The sequence below is a fragment of the Algoriphagus sp. 4150 genome (genome assembly GCF_031457395.1).
In the GTDB taxonomy this organism is placed as follows: Bacteria; Bacteroidota; Bacteroidia; order Cytophagales; family Cyclobacteriaceae; genus Algoriphagus.
Window position 1 is genome coordinate 239,088 of the sequence record NZ_JAVDWS010000004.1, and the last position, 18,871, is coordinate 257,958.

The following is an 18,871-nucleotide window of genomic DNA, read 5'->3' on the forward strand; positions in this document are numbered from 1 at the left end:
AACATGAAAAAATCAATTTCAAAATACATACTTATAGGGGTGATTGCTGTAGGGGTGACTTGTTGCGATATAAAAGATTTTGGGGATACCAACGTCAACCCTAACCAAACCACTCAGGCAATCCCGTCAGCTTTATTGACTAATGCACTGACAGATCCGGACTTTGGTTTGAAGACAACAATAGATGCTACCCAAGGGCAGCATTATGCCCAGTATTTGGCTAACTCCCAGTATACCAGTGCTGATAATTACCAGACCATCATATTTGATTATGGTGGGTATTATCGTACGGTCTTGATGGATTTGCAGCAGATTATTATTGTTAATTCAGATGAAGAGACAATGGTAGAAGCTTCTAGATATGGCTCAAACGAGAATCAGATTGCTGTTGCGCAGATTCTTCAGTCTTATTATTTCAATTACCTAACTGATAGGTGGGGTGATATTCCTTATTCTCAAGCACTTGCTATTGCAGAGGGGGTACGTCAGCCTGTGTTTGATCCTCAAGCGGATGTTTATGCCGGAATTCTTTCTACATTGAAAACAGCTCAGGCAAATCTTTCGTCCACAGCACCTGTACTGGGGGATGTCCTTTTCGATGGCGACATGGATATGTGGAAGAAGTTTGCCAACACCATTAGAATGAGAATGGCATTGAGAATGTCTGAAGTTGACCCTACCACCGCTGCTGCGGAATTTATTTCTGCTATAAATGATGGCGTGATAGCTTTGGATAACAGTGAGAATATATTCTTTGCTAACCTTCCGGAAGCGGCATTCCAGAATGCTTGGTTTGCTAGATTCCTTACCCGTCGTGATTACGCTGTGGCCAATACCTTGGTGGATAGAATGCAGACTGTAGGAAACGGTGGTGTACTTAATGTAGCAATGGATCCCCGCCTTCCTGTATTTGCAGATCCTACAGAAAATGGTGGGAATTACGTAGGAATGCCTTATGGACTGTCAGAGGCTAGATCCGGTGCTATTCCCAATACAAACAAATCATTCTTAGCGGCTGGATTGCGGGCTCAAGATGCCCCAAATTACCTCTTTACTTCTGCTCAAGTGTTGTTTTCAATGGCTGAAGCAGTTCATAGAGGATGGATATCCGGAGATGTAGAAGCGCTGTACAATCAGGGTATACAAGCATCTTTGAACCAATATGGTGTTGGCAGTGGATATGCTCAGTATATCACTAATTCTTGGGTGAAGTTTGATGCTTCTAAGGCTAGGGAGCAGATTCTTACACAAAAATGGATTGCCAATTTCCTGAATGGCTATGAAGGATGGGCTGAATGGAGAAGAACCGGTTTTCCTACGCTGAAACCGGCAGAAGATGCGTTGAATGCCAGTGGTCAAATACCGGTGCGCCAAGCATATCCTTTGTTTGAGGTTAATCTTAACTCTACAAACTATGCGGCTGTAGTTGCACGTCAAGGTGCGGACAACTTGGACACGCCGGTTTGGTGGGATAAATAATAAAAACTGAAAAATATAAAATGCCATCTGCAGAATTGTGGATGGCATTTTTATGCTTCTTTCTATTTATGAAAAGAAAACTACTGCCATTTTTATTGTTTCTACTCTTTCAAGCCAGTGTACTTTTTGGACAATCAGCGGAAAAAACAATACCTTTTGAGCAAGATTATTCAGATGTACCCTTACCTATGGTATTGGATGCTATTGAGAGTCGGACTGGAATCCGTTTTTTTTATAAAAAAGAATGGGGGATTGATGCCTTTCTTGTCAACTCCGTCAAAGGCGATGATGCTATAGAAACCATTAAGAATTTATTGGAAAATTTTGGCTACAGTTTAGTCCCCTACCAAGGTCTTTTGGTCATCGTAAACCAGGAAGGACTAGAAGCTTATCGATATGAGAAATGGGAGGAAGATGATTCTAGTTATGACGATTACCGGATAATCGGTACAGGCAAGCCTGAAAATTCTAATCTGCCCGTGACTGTTTCAGGACAAATTAAAGATGCAGGCGAAAACCTTCCATTGATCGGGGCTAGCATTCAAGTTGTCGATAACCCCGAAGGCGTGGTGACCGGCTTAGATGGTTCTTATCAATTGTCTCTTATTCCGGGTAAATACAAATTACTGATCCAATATGCAGGCTACGAACCTAAATCCATTCAGGTACAGGTTATCAATTCGGGAGAACTGGATGCAGAGCTTTTCAATCAAACACTCAAGTTGGAAGAGGTGACGATCTCTGCCAAAAGGCAGGAGGTTTCTGTATCAGAAAAAATAGCTGGTAGAGAAATACTGGACATAGCCGTGATCAAAAGCCTACCCACATTTATGGGAGAGGTGGATCCTGTCAAGAGTCTGATATCTCTTCCGGGGGTCAGCTCTGTAGGAGAAGGGACCTCAGGATTTAATGTGCGAGGCGGAGATCCTGGCCAAAACCTCGTAATGATGGACGGGGCGATTGTGTATAACAGTTCACATCTCTTTGGTTTTTTTGGTGCGTTTAATTCAGACCTGATCAGGGATGTAGAGTTGTATAAAGGAGGAGGACCTTCGAATTTTGGAGGACGTGTATCTTCCGTGCTTAATGTGAATCTCCGAAATGGGAATTCCCAAAAAATGGATGTGCAGGGAGGATTAGGTTTGATCTCTTCCAGACTTTTGGTGGAGGGGCCGCTGAGGAAGGATAAAACTACGTTTTTACTTTCCGGAAGGACAGCCTATCCAAATTGGATGCTGAAGCAGACGAAAAATCCGGATTTGTATCAAAGTGCGGCCGGTTTCTACGATGTCAATTTTAAACTAAACCACAACATTGATGAAAATAACGTCCTTACTTTTTCAGGGTATCTGAGTAATGATAATTTTGAATTTGCATCGGATACTTCTTATGTGTGGAAAACCCAGCTAGGAATAGTGAAGTGGGATCATAGATTCAGCAATAAGTTCCTGATGCAAACTCAAATGATAGTGAGTGATTTTCAAAGCAATATTCAAAATAGCCAAGAAAGCTACGATTTTGACTATCAATCAGGGATTTTGAACTATCAGGGAAAAATTGATTTCACCTATGAATGGGGAACCGCCCATAAACTGGACTTTGGTGTAAGCTCTCTTTATTATGCGTTTAATAATGGGGATTTCGTGCCTGGAACCCAAAATCCCACATCAGAACGTATCCGTATTCCTAAAGAAAATGCCTTGGAAAATGCAATATATCTGAATGACGAGTTTGTGATTTCCCCACGTGTATCTTTAGTGTATGGTGTCAGAGTATCAAACTACCTTGCGTTGGGGGGAAGCTATTTTGATTTTGATCCCGCCCAGCCCCGATCTAACTCATCAATTACAGATACGTTGAGTTTCAGGAATGGCGAAGTTGCAAAGTCTTACATTGGATTCGAACCGAGAGCATCATTTCGCTGGCTTGTCACTCCTTCCAGCTCTCTTAAGCTGAGCTATTATAGAACCAACCAGTACATTCATCTGATATCGAATACTGCCGCTATTTCTCCAGTCGATTACTGGAAGTCATCCGGGTACAATCTCTCTCCTTCCATATCAGATCAATATACCCTTGGTTTTTTCAAGAATTGGAAAGATAATCTCTTCGAAATATCAGTTGAAGGGTATTTCAAGGACATCCAAAATGTGGTCGATTATAAGGATGCTGCCACTATTTTGCTGAATGAGACATTGGATGCTGATTTGGTTCAGGGAGAGGGAAGAGCCTATGGCTTAGAGTTTTTGTTGAGGAAAAACCGTGGAAAGCTGACAGGATGGGTTGGGTATACCTATTCGCGTAGCCTCCGGAAATTTGACAAGTCACCTTTTCAAGAGGAGAAAATCAACGGAGGAAGTTTTTATCCCGCCAATTATGATAAACCCCATGATTTGTCGGTAGTGATGAATTATAATGTCAGTAGAAGATTTGCGATGAATATGAATTTTGCATATTCCACGGGGAGACCCATTACTGTTCCTGTCTCAAAGTTCCAATATGAAGACATTCTCTCTGTGCTGAACTTTAGTGATCGTAATCAGTATAGAGTGCCAGACTATCACAGATTGGATTTGGCTTTCACCCTCAAAAGTGGTTTGAAGAAGGAAAAAGCAATTGACGGTGAGTGGGTTTTCTCCCTTTATAATGTTTACGGAAGAAAAAATCCATTCTCTGTGTATTTTACACAAAGGGGAAATGCTTTCCAGCTGTCAGTATTAGGTAGTGCATTTCCATCTATCAGTTACAATTTTAAATTATAATGATGAGACAGACTTTTTCCATTGCACTTGTATTGCTACTGACGGCCTGCATCGATCCCATCACGTTTGAAACTGGCAGTGAATCCCGACGCTTGGTAGTCGATGGTTTTATTTCCAACATTTCCTTTGTGGAGCAGTCCCAAAAGCCGGCGCCTCCCCTGAGATTTTATGTGGCTCTACGTTGGACCAGTGATGTGGGGAATGTCCGGGATGAGGTGATATCCAATGCTAGGGTTATGCTGATGACAGAAGAGGGGGAGAGCTATAGGTACTTTTGGGATGTTCAGGAACAACGGTACTTGATAGAGGATGATACGTTCTATGCCAAAGAAAATGTGTTATATAAGCTTCGAATTGAGACTGATGGAAAAGTCTATGAATCCGATTCGGATAAGCTGTATCCTGCTCCGGCTATCGAGGGGATAAACGTGGATTACAAAACAATGCTGAAAAGTATAGATATAGCAGGTCAAACGGAGATAGTGGAGCAACGCGGTATTCAGATATCTGTGCCATTGCCCCCACATTCCGGAGATTCTTTTCGCTATAGGTGGAAGATAGTTCCTAGCTGGATCTTTGAAACTTCACAGCTGGGGGATGGGAACCCGAATAAGAGATGCTATGCTACAAATAATTATGCATACCAAGCAATTAAAGTTTGGGAGGACAAGAATGGAGGATATAACCGCGATTTATATTTTCTTGAAACAGATGACAATGAGCAGTTGCAACATGGGTATTCTGCTTTTATTACCCAGTACAGCCTTTCCCCTTCAGGATATAAGTTTTGGGATCAGCTGGCCACTCAGCAGCAAAGTGGAGGAGGTATTTTTGACCCGCCCCCATTTGCGCTAGTGACCAATATCCATAATGTGGATGATTCAGAAGAAAATGTCTCCGGCTATTTCTTTGTCGCACATGAATCGTCTTATCGCTGGAGGCTTTCGCCTGTAGATTTGCCTTACCAGCTCACATTTGTAGACCAATGTGCACCTATCCCCGGAGTGCCTTATTTTCCTCCTGCGGGATGTAGTAATTGCCTAGAATATAGAGGTGCTCATACTGATATTACCAATCAAAAACCCGAATGGTGGAACGAATTCTAAAAATCATATCCTTCTCCTTAATGGTTTTGGTGCCTGCCATTTCAATGGCTCAAAATAAGCAGGATCAAGTGAGAATGGTCGTATCATCCACTGTATATATAAGTGGGGATTTGGTGGAGCTGCAGTTGCTGACGTTAGATGATGGGGACAAATCTCCTACTGAAGGAGATTTGATCAATTTATATCTAGTCGCTCATGATGGTCAAACCATTACAGTCGAGCGCTTTAATCCTGTGGGGGGAGATACAGGTGTAGCATTTTTATTGCCAGACGAGCTTCCTACGGGAAATTATAAATTGGTGGCACAAGTTCCGGGATCAGCATTTCAGACTGAAGCCATAATTCATGTCTTTAACCCCACTATATTTTCATCAACAAGTTTACCAAAAAATGCCAATCCCGAATTGGGATTACCTGCTCTCACTTTTTTGACTGAAAGTAGTATCGTAGACTTGAATGTCCAGCAAACGACGTTGGGAGTAACTCTAAAATCTTCGCAATCAGGAATTTTGACAGTAAAAGTATATGATCCGTTGTTAGAGGGACCTCCAATTTTAGGAGCTATCAAAAAATCAGAAATTGTTGTAGAGAATTCAGGGAGATTTGAATTGATTCCGGTTTCCCATGATCCTAATTCAAGAATTTCTGTACTTTTTCTGGATCAGGGAATTGTCGAAGAATTCAATATGCGCGATAGCTTGGAGATAGAACCAAAGCTGATCAGACACCGTGGGTCTTCTGTTGTTTGGGCCTACCAGTTTGATAATCTGGGTAGACATATAGGAGAGGTGCCTATGGATTTGGAAAAGTGGAAAAACAATCAATTTAGTCCATTTGAAAATGTTGTGCCGTTTAATGATCATGTGGTAAATATTCTTGATCACAAAAGAAAGCGGAAATACATAGATCAGATCTATAGAACAACGTTTGACAATTATAAGTCAATCCATCAGAAATCTAGTCAAGTGGATCCGGATCAGCTATACGTGACCAAGGACTATGAAGGTATAGCTACTTTAAGAGAAGCGTTTTCCGGTATAGTGTCAAAGATTTCGGTAAAGCGGAGCAAGGGTGGATATGAAATTAGACTTTCGCCGGCAAATGCAGGATTTCGCTATGAAGAAGGCCCCCTTATTCTTTTTAATGGCACTCCGATTTTTGAATTAGGAGAATTGATTGAAACTCCTTTTCATCAAATCAAATCTATTTCAATTTATAACTCTATTCAGTCACTCAAAAGGTTTGGGGTTTTGGGACGATTTGGTGTGATCGAAGTGGATATGAAAGAGGAGTTTGGTGATCCCATGCTTGCCAAAAAGGCTGTCTATCCCTTTTATCAGGGGATCAATGATTTAGTGCAGACAAAAGAAGAGCTTGATCCTGCTGCCCCTGATCTTCGAACAGTTTTACTATGGGGATCACACGAATTCATTGAGCAGGACCAAACTCCATCTTTTGATTGGAGAGCCTCGGATGTGGAGGCGGAATATGTGGTGTGGATAGATGTTCTGACAAAGGATGGTACCTCGCAACAGTGGTACAAACCTTTGTTAACCCTACCTAAATAATAATTTCATCTGTTTATATTTTGATTTTTAATGGTCAGATAGCCTGTCCCGAACTTGATTCGGGAGAATCTCGCCAGGCGAATAATCATGCCTCTCCCGAAGCAAGTTCGGGACAAGTTGTGTGTCGTCTTCGACATGCTCGATTTCATCTGTTTATATTTTGTTTTAAGAGGTCAGATAGCCTGTCCCGTCCGCCGCGGCGGATCGGGAGAATCTCGCATAACAGATAATTATCCCAGTGTGTGATCCCGTATGTACGGGATCATGCCTGCCTGATGGTAGGCAGGCTCGATTTTACCTCACATTATAACTCTGCATAAATGGCTGCCCATTGGAAGCAACACCTTCCAGAAGTAGTCTTCCGCTGAATTTCTCCAAGTATGCCCCGACTTTAGTGGGATCCTTCGCAGGATCTCCATTGATCTGGGTGATTATAAATCCTTCTCTCAGTCCCAATTCCCGCAAATAACCCCGCGTCAAACCTGTGATTTTAATTCCATTATCGACTCCAAACTTGTCTTTCTCAATTGTATTGACCGCTTCCAATCTTGCTCCCAGGATTGCAGAACTGTAGAATTCCCGCTTGATAACACCATTGCCTCCCTCCAGATTTTGAAGTTGAAGATTAGCGGATTTCATAACACCATTTCTCAGATAAGATACGGGAAGTTGATCTCCCGGATAATAGTGTGAAATAGCTTCTTCAAAACTTCCTTTTCCTGTTATTGTCTGGGATCCGAGTTTGGTGATCACATCGTTGCGCTGCAATCCGGCTCTTTCAGCTGCTCCGCTTTTTACCACGTGAGTTACAATCACTCCATCAAGTGTCTTTATGTTCATTTCCTCTGCCAATTCCGGTGTGATTTCCACAGCTTCAATACCCGGAATTGCCTTTTGAACCTCCCCGTATTGGATCAAATCACTGGATACTTTCATTGCAATGTCCACCGGTACAGCAAATCCATAGCCTGTATAAGAGCCTGTTCTTGATAAAATGGCGGTATTAATACCTACCAGTTCCCCATTCACATTTACCAAAGCTCCTCCCGAGTTGCCGGGGTTAATGGGAGCGTCAGTTTGGATAAAGCTTTCCAGTGGGAAATCTCCACCCAAAATATTGATTTGGCGTTCTTTTGCAGATACTATTCCTGCGGTAACAGTGGAAGTCAGATTAAATGGATTCCCGACCGCCAAAACCCACTCGCCGATTTTCAGGTCGCGACTGCTTCCACGTTTGATCGCAGGGAGATCAGTTCCCTCAATTTTCAATACGGCTATATCCGTGTTTTTATCCGTACCTACCAATTTGGCCTTATAGGTTCTTTTCTTATGTACAACCTCAATCGTCTCTGCCCGGTCTATCACGTGGTTGTTGGTCACGATGTAGCCATCGTCAGAGATGATAACTCCTGACCCTGTGCTTACTTGCTGAGATGGAGCTCCGCCGCCACCGAAGAAATAATCGAACATGCTATATCTTCTTGGATCCGTTCCTGAAAAGTTCTTGATAAAAACGACTGATTCGGTACTGTTTTCGGAAGCTTCTACAAAGGAAACAGGTCCCTCAGTCGGAGAATATCCATGGTCAGCGGGTCTGTATTGTGAAGCAAAAGATACCTCTGTTTTAGTATTTTGAGGGAAGTCGTAGGAATGCTCTGTTTCATTGACATTGAGCGTAGTCCAAGCCGCGGCTCCGGCCAAGCCTGCCACAAAAGAAACTCCCGTAGTTTTGAATAGACTTTTCATCTGTTTATATTTTGTTTTAAGAGGTCAGATGGAATCTCGCAAGGGCTATAATCATCCCGGTGTGTGGCTTTTTAGTCATGCTCGATTTCATCTGTTTATATTTTGATTTTTAATGGTCAGATAGCCTGTCCCGATCCGCCGCGGCGGATCGGGAGAATGTCGCATAACGGATAATCATCCCTCTCCCGAAGCAAGTTCGGGACAAGTTGTGTGTCGTCTTCGACATGCTCGATTTCATAGGCGAATAATTTATCAATTTGACGAAATAAAAGAATAGCGGTTGCTTAAATTCACATTTTTTAAATCCTGAATTTGGGTGTCATATTTACTGTTTTGCATAGTTGCTTTTGTGTCAAGTATTGGGTAAAACTAAATTAGAAACTGCCATACACCGGTCGGAAGGTGCATCGGTCTCCTGTCATCCCTGCTTGTCCGCTAGTCAGAAAACTTCCAGCTTAGGAAACAATGAAGTTAAAGGGACTGGCATCCTTGCAGATAATTACATTTAATATTGTACCATTTGGCAAAAACTGACGATTTGTACGAGGAAAAGTCTGAGCATCTTGTAATTTTGTCAGCAATTGAGAAAACTCTCCAGATCGTATGAGTTTTATTTGCTCAACAATTATAAACTGAATGACAGAACCCAAACGCGTAGCCATCCTGGGCAGCACCGGAAGCATTGGTACTCAAACCCTAGAGGTAATTCGTCAGCATCCTGAAGATTTTATCGTTGAGGTTCTTACCGCACAGAATAATGCAGATTTACTGATTACACAAGCGTTGGAATTTATTCCAAATGCCGTGGTGATCGGCAATGAGAGTCTTTATATACAAGTTAGAGACGCATTAATACCAAAGGATATTAAGGTTTATGCCGGAATTAAGGCGATTGCCCAAGTGGTAGAAATGGATACTATCGATGTGGTATTGACTGCATTGGTAGGCTATTCCGGCTTGATTCCGACGGTGAATGCCATTAAAGCCGGAAAGCAAATTGCGTTGGCTAATAAGGAAACTTTGGTGGTGGCAGGTGAAATAATCACTGCCTTGGCCAAAGAGAATCGGGTCAATATCTATCCTGTGGATTCAGAGCATTCGGCTATTTTCCAATGTCTGATCGGCGAGTTCCACAATCCTATCGAAAAAATAATTCTTACTGCTTCGGGTGGACCATTTAGAGGAAAAGATAGAGAATTTTTAGAGTCAGTGACCCGGGAGCAGGCACTTAAGCATCCCAATTGGGACATGGGAGCAAAAATTACCATTGACTCAGCTTCTTTGATGAACAAGGGCTTGGAAGTGATCGAAGCGAAATGGCTTTTTGGCTTGAAGACCGCACAGATAGATGTAGTCGTACATCCGCAGAGTATCATTCATTCGATGGTGCAGTTTGAGGATGGATCGATCAAAGCACAACTCGGATTGCCTGATATGCGTATCCCAATTCAGTTTGCCCTCAGCTTTCCTGATCGGTTGAAAAGTGATTTCGAAAGATTTGATTTTATGAATTATCCTCAACTGACCTTCGAGCAACCGGATTTAAAGACTTTCAAAAACCTTCAGTTGGCATACGATGCACTGGCAAAAGGTGGCAATGCCCCTTGTGTGCTAAATGCCGCCAATGAAATTGCGGTAGATGCTTTCTTGAATAAAGAAGTGGGATTTCTTGAAATGTCTGATTTGATTGGCGAAACTCTCGAAAAAGCTGAGTTTATTGCACATCCTAATTTGGATGATTATGTGGAGACGGATAAGAGGGCAAGAGAAATTACTAAAGAACTAATAACGAATAAAGTATAATGGATACCTTAATTATGGTGGGCCAATTACTCCTGGGGTTATCGATCCTGGTGGGTTTACACGAGTTGGGCCACTTGCTTACCGCCAAGATGTTTGGCATGAGAGTAGAGAAGTTTTCAATTGGATTTCCTCCGAAAATCGCCGGGTTCCAGTATGGAGAAACAGAATATTCCATAGGAGCAATTCCTCTTGGTGGTTTTGTGAAAATATCCGGAATGGTGGACGAATCTATGGATTCTGACCAAATGGCAGGAGAACCCCAACCATGGGAATTCAGATCCAAACCGGCTTGGCAGCGTCTTATCGTAATGTTGGGTGGGATCATAGTCAATGTCGTTACAGGTATTGTGATCTTTGTGATATTGGTGTATAACAATGGTGAAACGTATTTTTCCCGTGATCAAGTAGTAGAAAACGGAATAGAGGCATTGGAGATCGGCGAGTCTATCGGTTTGAAAACCGGAGATAAGATTTTGGATATCAATGGACAACCATACCAATCATTAGGTGATTTGACATCAGGATCAGCATTGCTTAGCGAAAATGGCTACTACACGGTAGATCGTGGAGGAGAAATCATCAAGATAGCTATCCCTAGAGGCTTTATCAATTCCTTTAATAGTCAGGAAGCAATAAACAATTTTGTTTTTATCCGATATCCATTCGAGCTTCGGAAGATTGATAAAGGAGGAGCAGCTGAGAAAGCAGGTATCACTGTAGAAGATAAGATACTTTCGATAAACGGTCAGCCGATTACGTACTTTGATGAGCTTCAATCGGAACTGGAAAAAGTCAAAAGCAAAGAAGCGGATATTGAACTGCTGACTAGCGGAAATGATACTATTCATAAAATGGTGGCGGTCACTGAGCGCGGTACAATAGATATAGTTGTAAAACCTATGATCGAGATGGTACAGCGAAAGTATGGTTTTTCAGAATCCATTAAGAAAGGGACAACCAAAGCTTTTACTGTAGTCATCGTGAATGCGAAGGCAATGGGCAAAATGTTTACTGGCGAGGTCTCCACCAAGAACGTAAGTGGTCCTATCGGAATGGCAAAAATATACGGTGATACTTGGGATTGGACCAAATTCTGGACTATTACCGGATTGATTTCTATGATACTGGCATTTATGAATTTACTTCCGATTCCGGCATTGGATGGAGGGCATGTGATTTTCTTGCTTTATGAGATGATTTCGGGACGCGCACCATCTGATAGATTTCTGGAGAATGCACAGAAAGTCGGTATGGTCTTATTGCTGGCCATCATGGTTTTTGCTATCGGAAATGATGTGCTGAAGCTATTCACGGGAGATTAAAGCCCTAAAAAAGAACTAAACAAAAAAGCCGGGAAACGTCCCGGCTTTTTTGTTTCTATATTTTTCATTCTAGGATTTCACGCGAAGGTTTTATTACTTTAGCGCACTGAAAAATTTTTAATAATGAAATTAAGAGCTTCGAAATACCTAGGTTTAGTTAGTTTGTTTTTAGTGTCACTTTCTCTTTTTGCCCAACAGGAGACGGAGTATAATTCTTATGTGATTCTGCAGGATGGGACCCAAATTAGAGGGGAAATAAAGCAGAAATTTGATGTGGAATCTTATTCTGAACTAGAGTTTATAACTGAGACAGGCGAGAGGAAAGTCTACAAGCCAAATGATATTCAGGCTTTTTCCTTGGGCAATGGAAGATTTTTTAGAACTGAGACAATTCCATCTCAAAGTGATCTTGTATTTGTCCAAGAGCTTATGTCGGGTAGTGTGGCTTTATATAAATGGAGTAATAAATACTACCTAAGATATGAAGACCGACTAATTGAACTAAAAACAGTTCATTCCTCCAAAACTGAAAACGGCAAAATTGTAAATGTTACCAGCAACCAATATGTAGGTGTGCTGAAACTGGCGATGAATGATGATTGTGGAACAGGGTTACACAAAGAAATAGAATCAACCAAATTGTCTGACAGAGATTTGATTAAGCTTTTTACGTCCTATTATAATTGTAATAACCAGCCTTTTGAAGTCCACGTCTCCCAAGTTCCCTTATCCAAATTATCTCTCAAAATTCAGGGTGGTGTTGGGTTTTTGGGATTGATGGAATATGAATCAAATAAGGATGTGAATTACAAACTTGATAAAACCATTCTTCCGTATTTTGAAGTCGGCCTACGGTTTAAGGAGTTTCGGAATGCCCCGCGCTTAATGGTGGATCTTGGTATTGGGTATATGGCAGAAAGCAATACGTTAATTATAGATTCTCAATTATCCACATTTAAACTTACAGGAAGGGAAAAGTATGAGTCTTTTTCCGTATTGGTCCCGATTCAATTGAGCTATATAGTCTTTAAGCAAGGTACTAATCAAGTTTATACAGGAGGGGGCCTTACCTTTTGGTTTACCAAGTTTGACGCTGATCTTGGTGAATTAAGCGTAGATAACGGGACGCCAAATCCCAATGTTATAGAATCGACTTTTATTGATAGAAAGGAAAAGGGGATTAGCCCAAATCTGAAAATAGGCTATAGAAATCAATTGTCTGCGAAGACAAATTTGTTTGTGGAGTTAAAAGGTGATTTTTTAATTAAAAACATGTTCTTTTATCCGCTCACCTATAATGCGTCTTATAATTACGTTGTTGGAGCATTGACTTTTGGTATTGAGCTTTAAGTTGCTTTTCTACCGGTAAAGTGGCGAATAATCCCACTAGGCAACTTCCGGTTTTAGCAGAGTAGTGAAAGCCTCTATTTCTTTTTTAAGGTTTATAAACTGCCCTTTCATTTTTTGTAGAATGTCTTCAGAATCTACTTGAACGGAGTTGATCATTTTCTGGTAATAGCTGACTCCGTCAATTAGGTTACTTCTAAACTTTTCCAAGTAAGCTTCCTTCTTGGCCGTTTTTTCTGAGATTTTGACCTCAAATTCCTTTTTTAAATATGCTACGTAGAGCTGCAATTCCTTGACAAATACATGGGGCCTTTCCAAGTCCACGTTTAAGGAGAACTTGCCATAGATATGGTCGGTCATTTCTTTGAGTGTAAAAGTGCCTTTGAAATATGCCAGATTCGGTCCGGGACAAATGGTGACTGCGGTGAGATTTCGGCGTGGTGTTTCTCCTGCTGCCAAAATCGCCGGAGCACTTAATCCTTCGCAAAGACAATCTTTTGCCAGTACATTGTCCATTTCTTCAGATGCAATCACTCCTGCCGCAAATTGCTTTGCTTTAAGGACTTGATATTGTCTGGACGCACTGCAAATCGGCTGATCTGTAAATTCGGTGTTGTTGGATAGAAACTTCTTGTAGCAAGGGCTTCCAGCCCTATTTTTCTCTATTCTTGCCAGACGTTGTTCCTCTCCCGAGGAGATCCGGAGGTTATTGAAAGGTACTCCAAGAGGTGAGGCATAACTAAGATAGAAATCGGATTTTCTGGCTTTCAGTAAGCGCTCCAAGGTATCATCATCCACAGATGTAGCTTCAGGTACTAGAAGAAATGGACTTCCCCAGCCTGTTCCATCCAGCTCATAGTACGCCCGTAAGAAGCTGTCTTCAGTGGCCGTTCCGATCCCGCCCTGGTAAGTTATCTTGAAAGGAGGACTTTCTGAAAGCTTTTTGACCCCTTTATTTTCAAGTGATTTTTGGCATGTTTCATAAAGCGTTTGAAAAAGCTCATTTCTATTGTTTTTGAACTCTTCCAAAATCGGTCCGATCAGAAATCCATCTGTCGCAAAGGCATGGCCGCCACAGTTTAATCCGGACTCGATTCTAAATTCTGAGACCCAAAGCCCCTTCTTGGCCAGAAATTTTCCCTGGATCAAGGCAGACCTGTAATCACTTACTTTTAGGATAATTCCTTTTGGAAGTTCTCCGAATTGATTTGGGTGAAAAGCTGAAAATTGCTCCGCATAGCCGTATAGAGCCGGATTCATTCCTGCTGAGAAAACAACTGATCCATTTACGTTACTTTTGGCAAATCCTCTTAGAGCAGAGAGGGCATCAGAATATTCTCTTGGCAATTCATTGCCTTCTTTATCACTGTTAAGCTTATCCACTTTGGTCATGATATTCACGTCTATGGCACCCATACTCAGTTTGGATTTGAACTCTTCTCTGAGTTGGAATTTCTCTGATTCTGAAGACCCTTCTAGCTTTTGTGCCAGCTTTAGAAGCGAGGTGCCATTGGGAAGTAGGTCCAGGTATTTTCTGAATTCCGTGTTGGTTTCCCAATCTTCATTTGCCAATTTATTGAATTGCTCCTCTACTATAGATTGAGTCAAATTCAAGTAAGCAGTGATTCGTTTTGCCCGGTAATCTTCTTCTGTATCCTGAATTGGGGCAAACTCACGCACATATTTTTTCGAGTAGATTTTCCGCATATCTTCCAGCAGGTGATCATCCATAATAGAGATCACACTGGAAATACCATATTTGGCAACTTTGATGGGTGTATCTACAGTATATCCCAGTCCCATGACAGGAATATGAAAGCTATGAGCTGTGAAGTGCGGTGACATAATGTATAGTGGGAGATTTAATTTGTTAAGGAAAAGTAAAATTAGACCCAATTGACGCTGCTTCGCCTGTCAGCCCTCAGGACCAAGACTGACTTTCGTCAGGTTTCATGGGGTTAAATCTCGATAGGTAAGCTTGTCAAGTCACAGCGGGGATTGTCCAGAGAGCACAAGTTTAATATTGATCTTTTTGCCTCCATCCCTTCGGTCGGCAGGCAACTCAGAGAGAAATGATACTGCCAACTGCGACTGGCCACTTTCTACTTCTTACTTCCCATACAGATTCAACATCCAAAAAAAAATCCCGACTACTGTAGCGTATTGGCTGGGCTATCCGTCAGGGTAAAAAAGCGTTATGAAGACACTTCTTCGAATCTACTTGGTTTTGATATTTGCCGGCAGTGCACTGGACGCCGGCTCGGAGAATGACTCAATCAATTCGGGATTTCCGGTAGAAGCATCTAATTTTGCTATAAATTCAGGCTATTCTCAGAATCAAAAAGAAATGGCCAATTGTATGCAATTACCACTTTCGGTGGAGTATAAGAAAATAAATACAGTTGGTAAAGAGAAAATCTCCAATTAGGATGCCTATGAGGAGATTGGCAATGAATAACTAACGAATGAGAATTCCGACTCCAATAGGGAAGTCGTAAACCATAGATTAATAGGTTTGAATTGAATTGGACTGATCAGGAGCTGATCGAAGGTTGCAAACGACGATCGGCTAAGTACGAAGAGGTGTTTTATAAAAAATACTATGGCTATGTCATGGGGATAAGTCTGTCCTATTCCAAAGATAAAGCATTGGCTGATGAGATCACGAACGACTCCTTCATGAAGTTTTTCGGATCTATTAAGAAATTCGATGACTTTCAGTCTGTGAAAGCATGGCTCCGCCGCATCACCGTAAACACTGCGATAGACTATTTCCGCAAGCAGAAGAAGTTTCAGAATCAAACCGATGTGTCTGAGGAAATGGGAGTGTTCCATGAAGTGAGTGCGCTTCAGGACTTGGCATTTCAGGATATTGTCAACCTGATCAATCAATTACAGGAGGATCATAAAATGATTTTCAACCTCTATGAAATAGAGGGTTACAGTCATAAGGAAATTGGCGAGAAGCTGAACTTGTCAGAAAGTTCATCTAGAGTCTATCTCGCCCGGGCTAAGACCCAGCTCCGTAAACTAGTCTCATTACATTTGAAAGAATATGAAGGAAGATAAGCTAGATAAAGAAATCGCTGCTTCCCTTAAAAAGAAGTTAGTCGAAGCCTCCGTACCCTACGAATTGGGCGCATGGGAAGCTTTTCAGAAAAAGCGCGCATTGCGCAAACGTAAAACTATTTCCTATTGGGCAAGTGGAATCGCTGCATCCCTTGTACTACTGGCAGTGGGATTGAATTCTATAGATTTCTCGGGAAGTGACCTTCCTGAGCATACAGAAGTTCAATTGGCGGAAGGTGCCGAGAATACCTCTGAAAATACGGTGGAGGAAATTATTACAAATGAATCGAAAACTCTGGCGGAAAATTCTCCCGCCGAAACTAACGTAAATCAAAAGCCGGGTGAGATAACATCCGGTTCGGAACCAATAGCAAAAACTGAAAAAGAGCAAAGCTCCCAGCCGATTTCTGTTGATACTAAAGCTTTGGCAGCTGTTGACAAGCCTCTAGAAGAAGTAGAAAAGGCCACTAAAACGGAAAACGCCCTACATGAATTGCAGGTGATTTCTACTGAAAAACCCGTAGAACTAATACCAAAAAGTGAAACCCATCAAAACCCTCCTCTAATTGCTGAGGCGGAAGAAAAGGAAAACCGGCTATTGACTGAGAAAATACCTGTGGAGACTGAAGTAAAAGAACCCGTGAAACTTATAGAATCAGATAAGGAGAGGTTTGTTGCTGAGAATGATTTTCCTGTTATTCCAAAAGACAAAGCGACGGTGGGACTTGGTATGGGGTTATCTCCGGGTTTTGGTGCGATCCAAAGTGATAATCAGGTCGCTACAGCTTCTACAATCGGATTAGGCATGCTGGTGGATATCAATCTTCCGGGTAAATTTACTCTGGGCTCGGGGCTTGGGCTAAACTACCTCAACCAAAATGCAAAGCAGGAAAGTACAGTGATGGCATTTGGAAATACATACCCCCAAACTGAGAAACTGGAAGTTCGTCAGATGCAGGTAGAGTTACCTGTATTTGTCAAGTATCCTTTGACCAGAAGCAATTCCGTATCCATTCAGGCAGGATTTTCGAATTTCTATGCTTTAAACGAAACTGCCAGCCAAGAGAATACTGTAGAACGTCAGATGGCTGTGTATAATAGTGACGCATCCGGTTTTTCGTCAGTTACCCTCAGGCAGCAGGCAGTGACGGAAAGTGCTACACTTGAACCCAAAAATGGTAGATTCTATCCATTTGCCACACTGAATTTTGGATTGAATCTTCGTGTACTGGAGACCAAAGGAGCGAACTACGTGATTATGCCTTTTTACAATTATCAGGTAAGACAAGTTTCAGGTTATGGTGATACTTATGGCTTGTTTGGAGCTAGCTTTAAGGTGAATTTTGGAGGTGGAGAGAAGTAGATGGGAGAGTTTAGTTTCAGTAATCATTGTCCATACATAGTTATTATTGGTCAATTCTAGGACACAGTTTAATGCCTAAGAGTCAGTGGCTGCCATTCTGAGCACTCATCCTACTGTAGATGGGGCCGAGGGGCGGATCCTGAGGCTTTAGGTTTTTCATTTTTAGGCATTGATTGTAATTGATTTTGCTTCCCTAGCCCTTGGACCGTGATCTGCGTTTTGCAGGTTATTTAAATAAAGCAATTTTGTCATCGTCTACCTAAAGGATGTGAAGGAGCCTTTTAGCCGGTAAAACAAAGAAAATAGGACCACTGGCATCATTACAGATAATCATAAAAAGTAAAATGACAATCAGAGATATTCAAAAAATAGCTGAAGAGCATGGATTGCTTCTTACCGACGAGATGAAATTCAATGAAATGGGCATCGATTTTAAAGTAGGGTTTGCTACTGATAAAGACGAAAAACAATGGGTGCTGCGAATTCCCAGACGTAATGATTTGGGGGGACAGATTGAAAAAGAGAAACGTATTTTAGAGTTGGTGAAAAAGCATCTTTCGATACAGGTTCCTGATTGGCAAATTGCCACCCCGGCACTGGTCGCTTATCCATTATTGAAAGATAAGCCAGCTTTGACTTTTGATGCGATCACATACGAGGTGACTTGGAATATGAATCAGGAAAGCCTGAACTATGTGCCATCCCTTGCAAAAACGTTGTTGGAATTACACAGAATCGGTGAAAAAGAGGTTGAGGAAAGTGGTCTGAAGGTAATGGTACCGGGTGATTTGAGGTCGGAAATTGCGGATCGTTTGCAACTGGTAAAGTCTGAACTGGGTATTAGCACAGAGTTGGAGACACGCTACAGAAAGTGGTTGGACAATGATGGGCTTTGGCCGGACTTCACAGGCTTTATTCATGGAGACTTGTATGCAGGGCATGTGTTGACATCTTGGGAAGGAGTTGTCAGTGGAATTATTGACTGGTCCACCGCACATGTAAGCGATATTTCACAAGACTTTTCGGGGCATGTCACAGTTTTTGGAGAGGATAGTCTTAAAGCGCTCATTACTGAGTATGAAAAGCAGGGCGGAAAAGTCTGGGATAAACTCTATGAACAAACACTGGAGCGTGCCGCTGCTGCACCATTGGCTTATGGCTTCTTTGCAGTAGAAACGCAAGACGAAACCCATATTCAGGGAGCTAAAGCACAACTTGGAGTGGGATTATAGCAAAAAATGTCAGTAGGTTTTTTTTGATAAGTGTATGGTCTGTAGATATATAGATCATGAGGGGGAATTGGATG

At 41.8% G+C, this 18,871-nt stretch carries 13 protein-coding genes; 11 read left to right on the forward strand and 2 right to left on the reverse strand.

All coding sequences use genetic code 11. From position 1 onward, the window contains the following. Nucleotides 1–3: 3 nt before the first annotated feature. The 4 genes from J2X69_RS08715 (at nucleotide 4) to J2X69_RS08730 (ending at nucleotide 6,915) form a co-directional block, all read left to right on the forward strand. Nucleotides 4–1,479, forward strand: a complete 1,476-nt coding sequence (locus tag J2X69_RS08715; RefSeq protein ID WP_310101624.1) for a SusD/RagB family nutrient-binding outer membrane lipoprotein — start codon at nucleotides 4–6, stop codon at nucleotides 1,477–1,479. 68 nt (nucleotides 1,480–1,547) lie between these two features. Beyond that, nucleotides 1,548–4,241: a TonB-dependent receptor gene (locus J2X69_RS08720; RefSeq protein WP_310101627.1), complete on the forward strand. Its 2,694-nt coding sequence runs from the start codon at nucleotides 1,548–1,550 to the stop codon at nucleotides 4,239–4,241. After that, nucleotides 4,241–5,347: a DUF4249 domain-containing protein gene (locus J2X69_RS08725; RefSeq protein WP_310101630.1), complete on the forward strand. Its 1,107-nt coding sequence runs from the start codon at nucleotides 4,241–4,243 to the stop codon at nucleotides 5,345–5,347. The genes J2X69_RS08720 and J2X69_RS08725 overlap by 1 nt, the downstream gene beginning before the upstream one ends. Next, entirely contained in the window at nucleotides 5,329–6,915 is a 1,587-nt protein-coding gene (locus J2X69_RS08730) for a hypothetical protein (RefSeq protein WP_310101633.1), read from the forward strand. Before J2X69_RS08725 ends, J2X69_RS08730 begins: the two co-directional genes overlap by 19 nt. 294 nt (nucleotides 6,916–7,209) lie before the next feature. Here J2X69_RS08730 and J2X69_RS08735 read toward each other — a convergent pair whose 3' ends face one another. After that, nucleotides 7,210–8,661 carry a trypsin-like peptidase domain-containing protein gene (locus J2X69_RS08735; RefSeq protein WP_310101637.1) on the reverse strand — a complete coding sequence of 484 codons (1,452 nt, stop codon included), beginning with the start codon at nucleotides 8,659–8,661 and terminating at the stop codon, nucleotides 7,210–7,212. Nucleotides 8,662–9,297: 636 nt separating this feature from the next. Between J2X69_RS08735 and J2X69_RS08740 the strand changes: the two genes are divergently transcribed. The 3 genes from J2X69_RS08740 (at nucleotide 9,298) to J2X69_RS08750 (ending at nucleotide 13,136) form a co-directional block, all read left to right on the forward strand. Next, nucleotides 9,298–10,464 carry a 1-deoxy-D-xylulose-5-phosphate reductoisomerase gene (locus J2X69_RS08740; protein ID WP_310101640.1) on the forward strand — a complete coding sequence of 389 codons (1,167 nt, stop codon included), beginning with the start codon at nucleotides 9,298–9,300 and terminating at the stop codon, nucleotides 10,462–10,464. Next, nucleotides 10,464–11,786: an RIP metalloprotease RseP gene (rseP, locus tag J2X69_RS08745; RefSeq protein WP_310101643.1), complete on the forward strand. Its 1,323-nt coding sequence runs from the start codon at nucleotides 10,464–10,466 to the stop codon at nucleotides 11,784–11,786. The genes J2X69_RS08740 and rseP overlap by 1 nt, the downstream gene beginning before the upstream one ends. A 123-nt stretch (nucleotides 11,787–11,909) precedes the next feature. Beyond that, on the forward strand, nucleotides 11,910–13,136 hold the full coding sequence (locus J2X69_RS08750) for a hypothetical protein (RefSeq protein ID WP_310101646.1): 1,227 nt from the start codon (nucleotides 11,910–11,912) through the stop codon (nucleotides 13,134–13,136). A gap of 36 nt (nucleotides 13,137–13,172) precedes the next feature. Here J2X69_RS08750 and J2X69_RS08755 read toward each other — a convergent pair whose 3' ends face one another. Then, nucleotides 13,173–14,978: a hypothetical protein gene (locus tag J2X69_RS08755; RefSeq protein ID WP_310101649.1), complete on the reverse strand. Its 1,806-nt coding sequence runs from the start codon at nucleotides 14,976–14,978 to the stop codon at nucleotides 13,173–13,175. A 352-nt stretch (nucleotides 14,979–15,330) separates the two neighbouring features. Between J2X69_RS08755 and J2X69_RS08760 the strand changes: the two genes are divergently transcribed. From J2X69_RS08760 to mph, 4 genes are all read left to right on the forward strand, one after another. Further along, nucleotides 15,331–15,561, forward strand: a complete 231-nt coding sequence (locus J2X69_RS08760) for a hypothetical protein (RefSeq protein WP_310101653.1) — start codon at nucleotides 15,331–15,333, stop codon at nucleotides 15,559–15,561. 92 nt (nucleotides 15,562–15,653) lie between these two features. Further along, nucleotides 15,654–16,202, forward strand: coding sequence for an RNA polymerase sigma factor (locus J2X69_RS08765; protein ID WP_310101656.1), 549 nt, complete (start codon nucleotides 15,654–15,656; stop codon nucleotides 16,200–16,202). Next, complete coding sequence (locus J2X69_RS08770; protein WP_310101658.1) at nucleotides 16,189–17,565, forward strand: outer membrane beta-barrel protein; 1,377 nt, start codon at nucleotides 16,189–16,191, stop codon at nucleotides 17,563–17,565. Before J2X69_RS08765 ends, J2X69_RS08770 begins: the two co-directional genes overlap by 14 nt. A gap of 344 nt (nucleotides 17,566–17,909) precedes the next feature. After that, nucleotides 17,910–18,797, forward strand: coding sequence for an Mph(E)/Mph(G) family macrolide 2'-phosphotransferase (gene mph / locus J2X69_RS08775; protein ID WP_310101661.1), 888 nt, complete (start codon nucleotides 17,910–17,912; stop codon nucleotides 18,795–18,797). Nucleotides 18,798–18,871 lie beyond the last annotated feature (74 nt).